Annotated in this window: 14 protein-coding genes; 9 read left to right on the plus strand and 5 right to left on the minus strand. The window is 33.7% G+C overall.

Annotation, left to right across the window (positions count from 1 at the left end; all coding sequences use genetic code 11):
• Positions 1-2 precede the first annotated feature (2 nt).
• Together LNQ81_RS05015 and LNQ81_RS05020 are read left to right on the plus strand one after the other, a co-directional pair.
• Complete coding sequence (locus LNQ81_RS05015; RefSeq protein ID WP_229949241.1) at positions 3-908, plus strand: OmpA/MotB family protein; 906 nt, start codon at positions 3-5, stop codon at positions 906-908.
• Between the two features lie 455 nt (positions 909-1,363).
• A complete protein-coding gene (locus LNQ81_RS05020; protein WP_229945062.1) occupies positions 1,364-2,686 on the plus strand; it encodes a mechanosensitive ion channel family protein in 1,323 nt (440 codons plus the stop codon).
• Between the two features lie 45 nt (positions 2,687-2,731).
• Here the strand turns inward: LNQ81_RS05020 and xseB are convergent, their stop codons facing one another.
• Together xseB and xseA are read right to left on the minus strand one after the other, a co-directional pair.
• Complete coding sequence (gene xseB, locus LNQ81_RS05025) at positions 2,732-2,926, minus strand: exodeoxyribonuclease VII small subunit (protein WP_229945063.1); 195 nt, start codon at positions 2,924-2,926, stop codon at positions 2,732-2,734.
• Positions 2,893-4,374, minus strand: coding sequence for an exodeoxyribonuclease VII large subunit (xseA, locus tag LNQ81_RS05030; protein WP_229945064.1), 1,482 nt, complete (start codon positions 4,372-4,374; stop codon positions 2,893-2,895). The genes xseB and xseA overlap by 34 nt, the downstream gene beginning before the upstream one ends.
• A gap of 357 nt (positions 4,375-4,731) precedes the next feature.
• On the opposite strand from xseA, the gene dut reads away from it, so the two are divergent.
• From dut to LNQ81_RS05065, 7 genes are all read left to right on the plus strand, one after another.
• A complete protein-coding gene (gene dut, locus LNQ81_RS05035) occupies positions 4,732-5,169 on the plus strand; it encodes a dUTP diphosphatase (protein WP_229945065.1) in 438 nt (145 codons plus the stop codon).
• A 29-nt stretch (positions 5,170-5,198) separates the two neighbouring features.
• Positions 5,199-6,209, plus strand: a complete 1,011-nt coding sequence (locus tag LNQ81_RS05040) for a sugar nucleotidyltransferase (RefSeq protein WP_229945066.1) — start codon at positions 5,199-5,201, stop codon at positions 6,207-6,209.
• A gap of 116 nt (positions 6,210-6,325) precedes the next feature.
• Positions 6,326-7,111: a lipoprotein insertase outer membrane protein LolB1 gene (lolB1, locus tag LNQ81_RS05045; RefSeq protein ID WP_229945067.1), complete on the plus strand. Its 786-nt coding sequence runs from the start codon at positions 6,326-6,328 to the stop codon at positions 7,109-7,111.
• A 68-nt stretch (positions 7,112-7,179) separates the two neighbouring features.
• Positions 7,180-8,439 (plus strand): murein hydrolase activator EnvC family protein, encoded by a 1,260-nt coding sequence (locus tag LNQ81_RS05050; protein WP_229945068.1) that lies wholly within the window; start codon positions 7,180-7,182, stop codon positions 8,437-8,439.
• 15 nt (positions 8,440-8,454) lie between these two features.
• Entirely contained in the window at positions 8,455-8,979 is a 525-nt protein-coding gene (locus LNQ81_RS05055) for a 3-hydroxyanthranilate 3,4-dioxygenase (protein WP_229945069.1), read from the plus strand.
• Positions 8,980-9,063: 84 nt separating this feature from the next.
• The gene (gene amaB / locus LNQ81_RS05060; protein ID WP_229945070.1) at positions 9,064-10,611 is read left to right on the plus strand and encodes an L-piperidine-6-carboxylate dehydrogenase; all 1,548 of its coding nucleotides are present in this window, start codon (positions 9,064-9,066) and stop codon (positions 10,609-10,611) included.
• Between the two features lie 530 nt (positions 10,612-11,141).
• Positions 11,142-12,035 carry an IS1595 family transposase gene (locus LNQ81_RS05065; RefSeq protein WP_229945071.1) on the plus strand — a complete coding sequence of 298 codons (894 nt, stop codon included), beginning with the start codon at positions 11,142-11,144 and terminating at the stop codon, positions 12,033-12,035.
• Positions 12,036-12,288: 253 nt separating this feature from the next.
• Here the strand turns inward: LNQ81_RS05065 and LNQ81_RS05070 are convergent, their stop codons facing one another.
• The 3 genes from LNQ81_RS05070 to LNQ81_RS05080 are packed head-to-tail and all read right to left on the minus strand — an operon-like array spanning position 12,289 to position 14,771.
• A complete protein-coding gene (locus LNQ81_RS05070) occupies positions 12,289-12,846 on the minus strand; it encodes a DUF3575 domain-containing protein (RefSeq protein WP_229945072.1) in 558 nt (185 codons plus the stop codon).
• 43 nt (positions 12,847-12,889) lie between these two features.
• Positions 12,890-13,630, minus strand: a complete 741-nt coding sequence (locus tag LNQ81_RS05075) for a metallophosphoesterase family protein (protein ID WP_229945073.1) — start codon at positions 13,628-13,630, stop codon at positions 12,890-12,892.
• Positions 13,623-14,771, minus strand: coding sequence for a DUF5929 domain-containing protein (locus LNQ81_RS05080; RefSeq protein WP_229945074.1), 1,149 nt, complete (start codon positions 14,769-14,771; stop codon positions 13,623-13,625). Before LNQ81_RS05080 ends, LNQ81_RS05075 begins: the two co-directional genes overlap by 8 nt.
• Positions 14,772-14,866 lie beyond the last annotated feature (95 nt).

The following is a 14,866-nucleotide window of genomic DNA, read 5'->3' on the forward strand; positions in this document are numbered from 1 at the left end:
TGATAGCTATAAAACGTATTGGTTTAGGATTACTAGCCGTTGTTATGTTCTCTTCTTGTGTAACTAGAAAGCTTTATAACGAATTAGATCAACAATATAAAGATGCTCTAGCAGAAAACGAAAGAATTAATGGTGAACTAGATCTAATGAATAGTTCAAACACAGATTTAGAGAATATTAAACGCAAACTAGCTGACCAACTAAAAGAGCTTCAACAAGAGCGAAGTAATCTAAATGCCGAGATTTCGGCTGCTCAAAACAAATTAAAGGACTTAGAAAGTTCATATAACAATCTAGAACAACACAGTGCAGAGACGCTAAAAGCTGAGGCTGCGCGCCTAGCAAAAGCAAAAACTGAACTTGAAGCTAAATCAAAACGAGTAGCAGAACTAGAGAGTATCTTAGCAGCTAATGATAAACAAATGCGCACTTTAAAAGACAATTTGTCTAGTGCTCTTAATGCTTTTGAAGGAAGAGGATTAACTATCGAGCAGAAGAACGGGAAGGTATATGTCTCTATGGAGAACAAACTACTGTTTAAATCAGGTAGCTGGACTATCAGTGATGAAGGGAAGGGCGCTGTAGTCGAACTAGGAAAGGTATTAGCTGATAATCCTGATATCACTGTACTCATCGAAGGACATACTGATAACGATAAAATACTAGGTAATCTAGGTGAGGGAATAAAGACCAACTGGGATCTATCTACTAAACGTGCTTTAACTATCGTCTCTATATTAGAACAAACACCTAGTATAGATAAACGCAACCTAACTGCCGCAGGTAGAAGTGAGTTCGCTCCCCTAATGAGTAATAATACTCCTGAAGGAAAAGCTAAAAACAGACGTATAGAAGTAATCTTAACGCCTAACTTAGATAAAATCAACTCGATGTTGAATCAATTGTAATCTACATTAAGATAATTTTTCTATCATACCTCTAATAACATAAAAAGCGAAGTACAATTTTACTTCGCTTTTTTGGTTTTACGAATAATCTTTAAATCAAACACGAAATACATCAATATACTATAGCATTTTTTGGTACTGAAATAGGGGTGGTCGGCTAGTGGTCGGCATGTGATGGGCATGTGATGGGCTAAAAAACACTATAAACAAGCCGACCACATACCTATGACCTTGCCATTACTTTTCTATCACAATAACCTAAGTACAACTTTAATATCCTGAAACTTACTCTAGCATTAAAGAGCAAATAAAATCTGTCATAAAAACAATGATAACATGAGGTAGTTTCTATAAAATTATTTAATTTTCAACTTATGTAAGACATGAGTATTTGCCATTGGGTTAAATATTATGTATCTTATAAATATTCAAATAAAAAAAGGCAAACATACACTATGATTAATAGCTTACTAGTTACTAATATCGATCACATTCTAGATCCACAAAACTTCAATGGATTATATCAATGGTTTTTTAATCTCTTAGATTTTCTAAATCTATCAGACTACGCTACCCATGTGATGACAGCTATATTACTAGTATCTTCATTCACGATTTGTATGTTTATACTAGACTATATCTTGAAGAATTTCTTTTTAGTCTTGGTAAAAGTTTTTTCTACTAAAACAAAAACTACTTTTGATGACCTATTAGTGAATAACAAGTTCTTTCACAATATAACACACTTAATACCTATCACTTTAGCGAAAATATTGTTTCCTATTTTCTTTTTAGGCTTTCCTAATATCACGAAGTTTATGATGTCTGTCACAGATATCTTATTTATTCTAGCGATAACACTCTTATTCCGATCACTTATCCGTAGTGTACGTGATTATATGAAGACTAAACCTCGTATGATAGATAAGCCACTAGATAGTTATGCTCAGGTATTCAGTATTATCTTATACTTCTTCTCTGGAGTCATTATATTTTCTATTGTTACAGGTACAGATCCTATCAAATTCTTAATCTCTTTAGGAGCAGCCTCTGCTATCTTAATCTTAGTATTTAAAGATACAATTATGGGATTTGTCGCTAGTATACAGGTCTCTTCTAATGATATGGTACGCGTGGGAGATTGGATAGAAATGTCTAAATATGGTGCAGATGGTACAGTACTAGAGATGAATCTAAGCACAGTGAAGGTTCAGAACTTTGATAAAACAATCTCGACTATCCCTACTCACCTCTTAATAAGTGACTCTTTTAAGAACTATAGAGGAATGCAAACTTCTGGTGGTAGAAGGATAAAGCGAAGTATTAATATCAAGATTTCTTCTATACGTTATCTGGATGCTGATGAGATTAATATGCTTAAGAAAATACAATTGCTCGCTCCTTATATAGAGGAACGTCAGCAGGAAATAGCAGATTATAATGAACTAACTCAAGCTGATCAGTCTATGCCAATAAATGGTAGAAGAATCACAAATATAGGTATGTTTAGAGCGTATGTAACGAGATATATAAAGCAAAATCCTAACATACATAAGGAGTATCCTCTAATGGTAAGACACCTCCAACCAACGGAGCATGGTCTACCAGTAGAACTGTATATGTTCACGAATACTATTATCTGGGCGGAGTACGAAAATATAATGGCCGATATCTTTGACCACGTATTAGCAGCAGTAGATTACTTCCACTTAGAAGTATTTGAGTTGCCATCATCGGATGATGTGAGACATTTCCTACAGAATAATATTATGAAGTAGGAATAAAACAATGGTTTTGGATATGATCCAAAACCATTGTTTTATTTATAACCCTAATTTCTCTATAATTCCTTCTACTTGTTGTTCCGTAGAGGTAAGTTTCTCTTTACAAAATACGATAAGTTTAGATGCACGTTCTACCTTATTCGCTAGATCGTCCACTGTTACTTCATCGTTCTTAAGGTCGTTTAGAATATCTTCTAATTCTAAAGCTGCTTGTTCGTAAGTAAGTTGTTCCATTGATTGATTTCTTTTATTTCTGCTAATTTGATTCTATATTTCTTGTTGTAGACAGTTATTTCTAGCTCATCTCCTATCTGTAAAGTACTCTTGTCATCTAGTCGTTCGCCGTTGTGATATACTATTGCGAAGCCTTTCTTAAGAATATTACCTAATTCATAAGCAGTGGTAACTTCATTAAAAGTATTTAATCTGACCTTCTCTTTCTTAATTGTGTTGTGTACTTGATATTTTAGACGCTCAGCAATATTGTTTAATTTATACTTCGCCATTTCTAAATTCTGCTGACTGAAGAAGGTGATTAATCTTGCTTTTTCGACAAGAGATTGTGACTCTCTATGCGTGATACGTTGTGCACGATGAGAAATAGTCTGTGTAACCCCTACTACGAAAGCCTCTTCTTTATTAAGATGCTTCCTGATTTCGGTAACCATGCGATTAGAAAGTATATGTAATTCATCTTTCTTTTGTTTAAAATGTCCTAATCCATATAAACGGATTTCTCGCTCATTCACATTTAACTGATGTGCCTCACTCATCATCTTCTGTTTATAAATCTGTCTAATCTCTTCAAAAGAACGAAATACACTGACATAATACATAGTAGCTTTTTCTACGATAGCAGCTGCCACAGCACTAGGTGTTTTAAAATATCTCGAAGACACATAATCTGCTATCGTACTATCTGTCTCATGTCCTATCCCAGTGAGTACTGGTGTATGAGCCGTAGCTATCTTTACTGCCAAATCATAGTTATTAAATACATCTAGATCTAATGGCGATCCTCCTCCCCTAATCACTACGATGGCACCATAGGTATCGGCAGGTATCTGATCTATAGCAGCTATAATACTGCTGACAGCCTGCTCTCCCTGTACTTGACAGTCAAAGTGTGTAATGTGAAAAACAAAGTTGTTCTCATTCACTTCTAGCTGCTTAATAAAATCCGCATGTCCTGCAGTGCCAACAGAGCTAACTAAAGCGATATGCTGTATTACTATTGGTATAGGAAGTGTTCTATTAAGATCTAGGTACCCTCTCTCCTTAAGTTTGACTAAGTTTTCTTGTTTGATGCGTTCTACTTCCCCTAATGAATAAGACAAATCAATACGATGGATATTAATAGATAGACCATATACATTACTAAATGTGACCTCGCAGTAACACATAATCTCTGCTCCTTCTTTTAATATCTCCTTAGCATTATCTCCTAGCATATTCTTAATAACACTAGCGTTACTTTGCCAAATATTTGCTCGACACTTTGCTAAGGTTATACCCTCATAATTTTCTACTAATTCTAGATAGATATGACCTTTTCGATCTTCCTTAAGCTGACCTATTTCCGTCTTTAACCAGAAGAAATTATTCGCGATAGCACTATCCACGATTTCCTTTACCCTCGAGAGGATAGTACTCAGTCGGTGATATCTGTTACCTTCATACATATACTACTTGCTTAAAAAACGTTTTGTCCAAAAATACAATGTTTAGAAGAGATAAATATCTTTTTCATTACTTAGTCTTATCATTTACATCACTTAAAAAGTAAAAAGTCATACTTTATCTTTATAATTACACTATCACTTCTAATGTAAAAATACTTCCTTTAATAATTAAAAAACTCATAATCAACAAATTTGCTATAACTTATATCAATATTAAACAATTAAATGACATACTTTGACGTTATCTATATATATAACAGTCAATGAAAAAAACACTGTATATAATGTAGTAAATAGCATTAAACACGAATATTAGGTATATCTTTTTTATCTTTGTTATCCAAAACAAAAAAAGATATGACGTCTATAAAAATCATCAATAAATCAAAGCATGCTTTGCCTAACTATGAGACTAATCAGTCTGCTGGTATGGATCTAAGAGCTAACATAGAAGAGCCTATTACCTTAAACTCTTTAGAAAGAGCTATCGTTCCTACTGGTTTATTCATCGAATTACCTGAAGGATACGAAGCACAGATAAGACCTAGAAGCGGACTAGCTGCTAAAAAAGGAATTACTCTACTAAATAGTCCTGGTACTATAGATGCTGATTATAGAGGTGAAATCGGAGTAATCTTAGTAAATCTATCTAAAGAACCATTTGTTATCGAAAATGGAGAACGTATCGCTCAGATGGTTATAGCAAAGTTTGAACAAATCCAATGGGCTCCTGTAGAAGTACTTTCTGAGACAGAAAGAGGTGCTGGTGGTTTTGGAAGTACTGGAGTAAAATAGTGAATGAAAATATATAAGAAAGTAAGGAAATGAAAATAATTGTACCAATGGCAGGTCGTGGGTCTAGACTACGTCCCCATACATTAACTGTACCTAAGCCATTAATACCTATCGCTGGTAAACCTATTGTACATAGATTAGTAGAGGATATCGCTAAAGTACTTAATGATAAAATAGACGAAATAGCGTTTATCATTCATGAAAGCTTTGGTAAGCAGGTTGAGAATGACTTAATCGCTATCGCAACTAAACTTGGAGCTAAAGGTACTATCTGTTACCAAAACGAAGCTTTAGGTACCGCTCATGCAATTTTATGTGCTAAGGAAGCGATGCAAGGTCCTATCGTAGTAGCTTATGCAGACACACTATTCCGTGCTGATTTTAACTTAGAGAAAGATGCTGATAGTGTAATCTGGGTAAAACAAGTAGAAGATCCTAGCGCTTTCGGTGTAGTACAGTTAAATGAGAACAATGATATCGTAGACTTCGTAGAGAAGCCTAAAGAATTCGTATCTGACTTAGCTATTATTGGTATCTATTACTTTAAAAGTGGTGAGGCATTGCGTAAAGAATTAGAATATCTATTAGACAATAATATTATCAAAGGTGGTGAATACCAACTGACTGATGCTTTAGAAAACATGAAACAAAAAGGTATGCGTTTCGTACCTGGTCAAGTAGATGAGTGGATGGATTGTGGTAATAAGAATGTGACTGTAGATACTAACAATAGAATGTTAGGTTTCTTAGAAAACGACAATGAGAACTATATCGCTGCTAATGCTACATTAGAAAACAGTACAATTATTCGTCCATGTTATATCGGTGAGAATGTAGTATTAGTAAATGCTATTATAGGTCCTAATGTATCATTAGGTGATAACTGTAAAGTAGAAAATGCTACAATAAAAAACAGTCTTATCCAGACTAACTCAACAATTAAGAATGCTAATCTAGATAATGCTATGGTGGGTAACCATGCTACATATGATGGTAAGTATACTAGCATTAGTATCGGTGACTATTCTGTATTAGATTAAAAGGCAAATATGCACTGATGAACCGTGCAAAAAATACTAAATCCGTTTTAAACTTTATTTAAAACGGATTTTTTTTATATACCTTGCTACATAAAATGTGTTTATACTAAATACTTATGAGAAAAATAACCTTGCTTATTCTGTGTGCTTTATTTTTAGCTGTTGGCTGTAAAAAGAAAAACGCGAATAATATATTAGATGAAGGAGAAGCGAATAATGCTAAGACGGTACTTAACATCTTAAACAATCACAATAAACAGATCTTAGACTTCCAAACCGCAGCTATTAGAACAACATCTACCTATGAGGATAATGGTGATTCTAAAAAAGTTTCTATGGATATCTTTATAGAAAAAGATAAACAAATACTACTAAACATCCGTTTTATAGGTATTCCTATTGCTAAGGCGTATGTGACTCCTAAGGGGGTACAGTACTATGAGAAGTGGAATAAAGTGTATTTTGAAGGAGACTTTAGTATGCTGAGCAAATGGATTGGAACAGATCTGAATTACAACAAATTTCAAAACTTATTACTAGGACAGGCATTAGATACTCAATCTGAAACAACAAAATATGTTGCTACTGTAGAAGATGGTTTACACAAAATAAAATCTAAAGTACAAGAGGACATCGAGTCTGCTTACTTCTTCGAAGATCAGAACGGATTATTAAAAAAAGAACAGATAACTCAGGCTTCTAGTAACAGATTAGTGACAATCTCTTATCCAGAATATAAAAAAGTAGAAAAATATACCACTCCTACTGAAATAAATATAGACGCAAGACAAGAAAAAACCATACATTTGAACATTCGTTATGACAACGTGACTTTTAATGAGAATCTCAACTTTAATTACAAAGTACCAGCGGGTTATAAACAAATCGGAATAAAACAATAAGAGTAAAAACAGAATATCCATAAGCCTAATTTATGGTTCATTCTACTTAACAAAGAAGTAATCTACAAATGACACGAGCGTATTTATCCTTATTTATACTACTATGTACAGTTTTTGCATACGGGCAAAAGAAAGAAACGCAAGAACAACTTGAACGTAGAAAACAACAAATTCTCGTTGAGATTAATATTGTCAAAGATTTACTTAAAAAAGAAAAATCTAAGGAACGCAATATATTATTAGAGATAGATGATAACAACAGAAAGATTAACTTAAACAAACAGTTGATTGGTAATGTACAGAAACAAATTGCTGTAACAAATACCAATATCTCTAATACCCAAAAAGAAGTAGATACTCAAGAGACAGAATTAGCAAAACAAAGAAAAGAGTACGCTGATCTAGTGCTAAAGTCATATAAAACAAAGTCTAGTCAAAGTAGACTTATGTTTGTCTTATCATCTGACAACTTTCTTCAAGCCTATAAACGTGTTCAATATATGAAGCAATATGCTGATTATAGAAAGTCTCAAGCTGAAGAAGTAAGAGTTAAGGCTGAAGCACTGAAAGTATCTGTAACTAGGTTAAATGCCCAGAAAAATACGCAACAAAAGTTATTAGCAGAGCAACAACAAAACGAAAAAACATTAAAAGAAGACCTAGGTGAACAACAGAACTTAATGTCTATCGTACAAAAAGATCAAAAGAAATATAACGAACATATCAAGAAGAAACAAGATGAATCAAAAGCTATCGATAGAAAGATCAAACAATTGATCAAAGAAGCTATTGAAGAAGCTAACCGTATAGCGCGTGAAAAAGCAGCTAAAGAAGGTAAAAAGACGACTAAATCTACTTCTTCTAGCAAATCATCTACAACGTTCGAACTTACTCCTGAAGGCAAGTTAGTCGCTGATAACTTTAAAGCTAATCAAGGTAAGTTACCTTGGCCTGTAGCGAAGGGATATATTTCTCTTCCTTATGGTGATCAGCCACACCCAATACAAACTCAACTGACAATACACAATAGTGGAGTAGAAATCACTACTGAATCTGGTACTAGAGCAAGAGCTGTATTCGGAGGAGAGGTACTCCAAGTACAAGTATTGCCAGGAGGAAATAAAGCAGTATTAATACAACACGGGGATTACATCACAGTTTACCAAAACTTAGGTAGTGTCTCTGTGCAAAAAGGTGATAAAGTAACTACAAAACAGGATATAGGCTCTATTAGCACTAATAGTACAGGTCAGACTGTACTTAAATTCTTATTATCTCGAAATACAGATATCTATAACCCACAAAGCTGGTTAAGTAGAAGTAATTAATACGTATTTAAAATTATGAATCTAAAATCGTCTTTCAATATATTTACTTGGATAAAAGAAAATAAGGATTTATTAAAACCACCTGTTGGTAATAAAAACATCTATCCAGAGGCGTCTGACTATATCATTATGGTAGTAGGAGGACCTAATGCTAGAAAGGATTTTCACTATAACGAAGCAGAAGAATTCTTCTTTCAATTAGAGGGAACAATCCACATTGATATACAAGAAGATAACGAACGAAAACGCATTACTCTTAATGAGGGTGATATATATCTTTTACCCGCAAAGGTACCTCACTCGCCTATACGTACTGAAAACTCAGTAGGATTAGTAGTAGAAAAAAAGAGAAAAGATGACAGTGCAGTAGATGGTCTTATGTGGTTCTGTGAGAACTGTAATCATAAACTATATGAAGTATACTTTAAACTTACTGATATAGAAAAAGACTTTCTTCCTCATTTTAAACACTTCTATTCTTCAGAAGAGTTGAGAACATGTGATTGTTGCCAAACAATTATGCCTGCAGATTTCAGGTAGTATACTGAACATTACACACATAGTCAACTATTTTTTTTATATATTAGCAAGTAACAATCAATTACAAACTATAAACAAAAAGAAATGACTACACCTAATAACCAATTTGGTATATCGGAAGTATTAGAAAAATTAGGACTTGTAGCAGAGAACAAAGGTTCATCTACTGGTCTTAATTCGTTTTCTAATGGAAAAATCATAGAATCATACTCACCAGTTGATGGTCAACTTATCGCTAAAGTACAAGCGTCTACAAAAGAAGATTATCAGCAAGTAATGGCTAAAGCAGAAGAAGCATTTAAAAGCTGGCGCCTAGTACCTGCTCCTAAAAGAGGAGAAATCGTAAGACAAATCGGAGAAGAACTAAGAAACAAGAAAGAATACTTAGGTAAGCTTGTCTCTTATGAAATGGGAAAAAGCTTACAAGAAGGATTAGGAGAAGTACAAGAGATGATAGATATCTGTGACTTCGCTGTAGGACTATCTCGTCAATTATACGGATTAACAATGCACTCTGAACGCCCAATGCATAGAATGTATGAACAATGGCATCCAATGGGTGTAGTAGGTATCATCTCTGCATTTAACTTTCCTGTGGCAGTATGGAGTTGGAACACTATGTTAGCTTGGGTATGTGGTGACGTTTGTATTTGGAAACCTAGTTCTAAAACACCTTTATGTGGTGTAGCTTGTCAAAATATAGTGGCAGGAGTTTTTAAAAAGAATGATATTCCAGAAGGAGTATGTAATCTAGTTATCGGTAATGAATGTGGTGATCTTATCAACACGGATCCTAGAATACCTCTAGTATCATTTACAGGATCTACGCGAATCGGAAGACATGTATCTAAAACTGTTGCAGAGCGTTTTGGTAACACTATTCTAGAATTAGGAGGTAATAATGCTATAATTGTATCAGAACATGCAGACATCAATATGGTATTAGTAGGAGCTGTATTCGGTGCTGTAGGTACTGCAGGGCAACGCTGTACTAGTACTAGAAGACTTATCATCCACGAAAGCGTATATGATAAAACAATCGATGTACTACAAAAAGCGTATGCTCAACTAAAAATAGGCAACCCTTTAGATGCTAATAATCACGTAGGTCCACTTATTGACAAAGGAGCTGTAAAAGATTATTTGGATGCTATCGAAAAAGCAAAAGCTGAAGGAGGAAAGATTATCGTGGAGGGTGGTGTCCTAAATGGTGCTGGCTATGAAAGTGGTTGTTATGTGAAACCGTGTATCATAGAGGGTAAAAACAGCTTCGAGATTATACAAGCAGAAACCTTCGCTCCTATCTTATATGTAATGAAGTATAAAGATATCGAAGAGGCTATCGCTATGCAAAATGGTGTACCTCAAGGACTATCTTCTTCTATCTTTACAAATAGTATGAGAGAGATGGAATTATTCTTATCACAAGCGGGTTCTGACTGTGGTATCGCTAATGTGAATATCGGTACGTCTGGTGCAGAGATAGGTGGAGCCTTCGGAGGAGAGAAAGAAACCGGAGGAGGTAGAGAGTCTGGATCAGATGCATGGAAAGCATATATGAGAAGACAGACTAATACAATTAACTACGGTACTCAACTGCCATTAGCACAAGGTATCAAGTTTGACTTCTAAGATTAAAATATAAATAGCAAAAGCACTTACGAGAGTAGGTGCTTTTTTTATTTCTAAGGCTTCATTACACGAGAAGAGCTTCTTGACTTTTAAAAACAGAATCTATTTTAGCCTATTTCTTTCATATATACTCAATTTAAATTTGTGTTTTCACAATTATAAATCAAAGAGATTAATCCACTTAAGGATTATATATTCTACCTTATCTCAAGATAAAACTTTATTGTCACCAATTCCTATTTAGGAGGTTACTATACAGCTTTGCCTAAAAGCATATTGACAGCATGGAGTGTCCATATTGACTCCATTAAAAAGCTTGTTCTAATGGAGTCACTATGGACTCAACTGAACCAAAGCCGCATAAATATACCTAGGTATTCCTATTAACGTATGATATGGTTATTTTAAATATTAGCCATGAAGATTGGCTCTAGAAATGCTCATGAAGATTGATATTCATTACTCTATAAATATATGTATTTTGAGTTATTAAATTAACTTCCGTACATTAGTATCTTAAAATCAACAGTATGGAAATTTTTAAGGGTCAAAACATTCTTAACTTAGTAAAAGAACTACCAGATGACGAATCTTGTAAAGCTTATCTAAGTAAAATAAAGTGGTCAAACGGTTTTACTTGTGTAAAATGTGGACACAAAAAAGGTTGCTTAAAATCTAATCATTCATACTATTGCTATAACTGTGAGCATGTTGAAAGCTCAACAGCTAATACCTTATTTCACAAAGTCAAATTTGGTTTACATAAAGCATTTATGATTGTGTTTGAAATGACAACTTCTACCAAAAGCATATCTAGTATTCAAATGGGTAAACGCTATGGTATAAGCCAGCCAACAGCGTGGGGCTTTATGCATAAAGTTCGTTTAGCTATGCAAAGTAGCGAGCAATCTCCTATGACTGAGACAGTCCATGTTGATGAGTTTGTTGTAGGGGGATACGAACAAGGAAAACCAGGAAGAAGTTACGACACCAAAAAAGCTAAAGCAGTGATAGCTGTAGAGTTAAATACTGAAAGAAAAGTAAAAAGAGCCTATGTTAAGTGTATTGACGATTACTCTGCTAAGTCATTAACTACTATATTCGAACAACACATTTCAGAAGATGCTAATGTAGTTACAGATAAATGGAGGGGATACAATCCCTTGAAAAAAAAGTATAACATCACTCAAAAAGAAAGTGATAAAGGTGCTAATTTTAAAGAATTACACGTGATAATTCACCAACTTAAATCCTGGATTAGGACTGTACCTTCACATATCAATAAGAAATACATCCAAGCTTACTTTAATGAGTTCGTATATAGATTAAATAGATCCTTATTTAAGGAAACTATTTTTCATAACACAATTGTAAAGATGGTTAAAGCGAAACCAACTACTTTAAATATGATTAGCGGAAACTGAACAGATAACTCAATATGTATTAATTACTTATGTTTTTACTACACCCTTATATTTTATAATTATTTAAATAAAATTAGCTTTCCTTCTTTACCCAATAAAATTGATATGCCTATGGCGAGTAGATTTGTCTATTCTCTTATAGGTACTTTCTTGAATTATAGAATAGTGTAATTTAGAATGTCAAAATATTTCAGAACTAAAAAAAGGAGTTAATCAAATTTGATTAACTCCTTTTTTTATATACTCTTAGAGATTAAAATCTATATCCTAAGTTAATTCCTGCATTAAACTCTATAGCAGAGAATCTGTTATTCACTTCACTACTAAAGTTTCTAGCTATAGAAGCAAATGGGTTGATTGTAAAAGAATCTCCTAAAGCCCATTTATATCCACCACCTACACCGAAGATAAAACTATTCATATCTGTCTCTGTTCTTATAGCTATATTATCCGTAGCATTCCAAATATCTTCTTTAAAATTACCAAAACGGTACTTTAGAAAAGGAGATACTACATAGCCACTTCCGTGTTCTCCATTCTTTCCACCAAAGTAATAGTTATAGTTTACTACTAAACTGTTTGTATTAAACTTTTGATCTTTGCCTCCTTTCTCTTTGTGATAAGCAAAACGATCGTTGATATTAAAATTAGCACCTATTGATTGATTGTGTCCAATAAAATGCTCATAACCTAACTCTACAGAAGCTAAAGCTAAAGTATTAAATACGTTAATTTTCACTTCATTCACAGCTTGGGCTTTGGCCCCTATTGTACCTGCTACAAACAGCAGTACCAGACATAATTTTCTCATATAACCTTTTTATTTTAGACAAATATACTAAAAGCGTTTATTATTAATGATTTCTCCCTTGTTCATTAGGATACAAGCTCGCAACAGAGTCACTCTGCCAGAATTCCTTAGTATTCACATCTAGAATGGATATACATCCATAAAAGGCAGCACCAGTATCAATATTCCAGACATTAGCATAATTCGTAGGGAATTTAAAGCCAAAGTTAGTCACAGGTGTATGTCCAATAAATATTTCACTGTGATGAAGTAATCTTCTAGGATAACGAGAATCACCTTCAGAGATAGAAGAATCCATAGCCATCACCATCTCCCATAAAGTGCGATCCCAATATAGGTATTCGCTAAAGAATTCCGTTTTTACTCCTCTTGGATTTGTAAAACCAGCATGAACAAATAATCTATTATCTTGATCTATGTGATAATCTACTAATAAATCCTCAAAAAACACTAGGTGTTCATCGCGTTTCTCTTGTGTGATATTATCTAAAGCATACGACTTCATAGATGCATTACCTCCATTGCCTTCCCATATTTTATTCTCTATACCCGTTTGAAGCCATTTTACTAATAACGTCTCATGGTTTCCTCTTAAGAATATACATGTATGTGTTTCTCTTAATTGCAATAAATAACCAACTACTTTCTCAGATTCACTCCATCCGTCAACGTAATCACCTAAGAAAATCAGTTTATCCTGTAGAGTAACTTTAGCACGCTCCATGACTTGTAACAGCGCTTTATATCCTCCGTGTATATCACCTATAACTAACGTTCTACTCATCTATTTCTGTTTCATATTTTAGTTTACGCAAGATACGCATTACTTCCTTAAAGGCTATAAATAGCTGAGGGTCATCTGAATATTTTAAATAATCTTTAACGGAGATTAGTTCATCTTTAGCATTTTCGAAACCATTTAGATAGCATAGCATCAAATTAAAACATAGTTTTCCCAATACCCGTTCTTCTTTTATCGTAAGTTTTAGATTGTTTTGAACTTTAAAAATAACATTTAAACTACTTCCATAGATATGTCCTAATATATTTCTATTATATGAAGGAGCTTTAAATAATACTGTATTAGTCATAGAGTAAGTACCGTTCTCTGAGAATGTAATCATTACTTCTTCGAATGGATAGAAACTCGTTTTATCATTTAGTCCTAAGTTAAGATATTCAGTAATAACAAACTTATGTCCATTATAAGCAATCGTTACCGAATCTAAGTCCGAATAGAACAACTTAATATGTTCATTAACGAACTCTATATCTACTCGAGAATAAAAAGGCATTCCCCTGACCATTTTCTTATTACCAGCCCAACAGATAATAAACTGCTCTCTAAACACATTATATCTAGGTTTCATATCCCTATGGGTATCTGTCATAAAAGAGATAACACTGTCTAGGATACTCGCTAAATCGTTCTGAGAGTTTTTCTCTATACTGTTCACTATCTCCTTGTTTGTGCTACGAGGAACAATTACATCAGGCATAGAGGTACTTCCTATACGTACAAAATAACTTCCTTCTACTACCTCGCCAATGGTTCTCTTGAAAGTTGTCAATCCATTTATTGAACGAATCGATACTAAACCTACTACCCTATCTTTAGGCAGATCATTAAACGCTACATTGTCATACGTAATAAAAGGAGGATTCTCGAGATAAGCATTCACTAAATTCTGAATCTTACTATCATCATAGAAGTCTACTCCCACTATTTCATTATCTTCGTCTTCAATACCCACTAATAAATAAGAACTATTATCAGGGTTCGAATTGGCTAAGGCACAGATATGTTTTAGAAACTTAGCCTTGCCAGATTTACTGTGCAAATTGAGTTGTCGCTTCTTGTCATAGAAGCTATTTTCATCATAATGTGCCAGTAAATTTTTAATAAGTAATCTCTTATTAATCACAACATTTTTGTTTTTGTTCTTAAAATTATAAAAAGAAAGTCACAATTCAGACCTAAATGCGAAAACTCAATGTTATATTTAACCATACATTAACA

This window comes from Myroides oncorhynchi (assembly GCF_020905415.1).
Taxonomy (GTDB): Bacteria; Bacteroidota; Bacteroidia; order Flavobacteriales; family Flavobacteriaceae; genus Flavobacterium; species Flavobacterium oncorhynchi_A.

Excerpts from the sequence above, each read along its gene's own strand:
- amaB (WP_229945070.1), top strand. The coding sequence starts at position 9,064 with ATGACTACACCTAATAACCAATTTGGTATATCGGAAGTATTAGAAAAA.
- LNQ81_RS05040 (WP_229945066.1), top strand. The coding sequence starts at position 5,199 with ATGAAAATAATTGTACCAATGGCAGGTCGTGGGTCTAGACTACGTCCC.
- LNQ81_RS05020 (WP_229945062.1), top strand. The coding sequence starts at position 1,364 with ATGATTAATAGCTTACTAGTTACTAATATCGATCACATTCTAGATCCA.
- xseA (WP_229945064.1), bottom strand. The coding sequence starts at position 4,374 with ATGTATGAAGGTAACAGATATCACCGACTGAGTACTATCCTCTCGAGG.
- LNQ81_RS05055 (WP_229945069.1), top strand. The coding sequence starts at position 8,455 with ATGAATCTAAAATCGTCTTTCAATATATTTACTTGGATAAAAGAAAAT.
- LNQ81_RS05070 (WP_229945072.1), bottom strand. The coding sequence starts at position 12,846 with ATGAGAAAATTATGTCTGGTACTGCTGTTTGTAGCAGGTACAATAGGG.
- xseB (WP_229945063.1), bottom strand. The coding sequence starts at position 2,926 with ATGGAACAACTTACTTACGAACAAGCAGCTTTAGAATTAGAAGATATT.
- dut (WP_229945065.1), top strand. The coding sequence starts at position 4,732 with ATGACGTCTATAAAAATCATCAATAAATCAAAGCATGCTTTGCCTAAC.
- LNQ81_RS05075 (WP_229945073.1), bottom strand. The coding sequence starts at position 13,630 with ATGAGTAGAACGTTAGTTATAGGTGATATACACGGAGGATATAAAGCG.
- LNQ81_RS05065 (WP_229945071.1), top strand. The coding sequence starts at position 11,142 with ATGGAAATTTTTAAGGGTCAAAACATTCTTAACTTAGTAAAAGAACTA.
- LNQ81_RS05050 (WP_229945068.1), top strand. The coding sequence starts at position 7,180 with ATGACACGAGCGTATTTATCCTTATTTATACTACTATGTACAGTTTTT.
- lolB1 (WP_229945067.1), top strand. The coding sequence starts at position 6,326 with ATGAGAAAAATAACCTTGCTTATTCTGTGTGCTTTATTTTTAGCTGTT.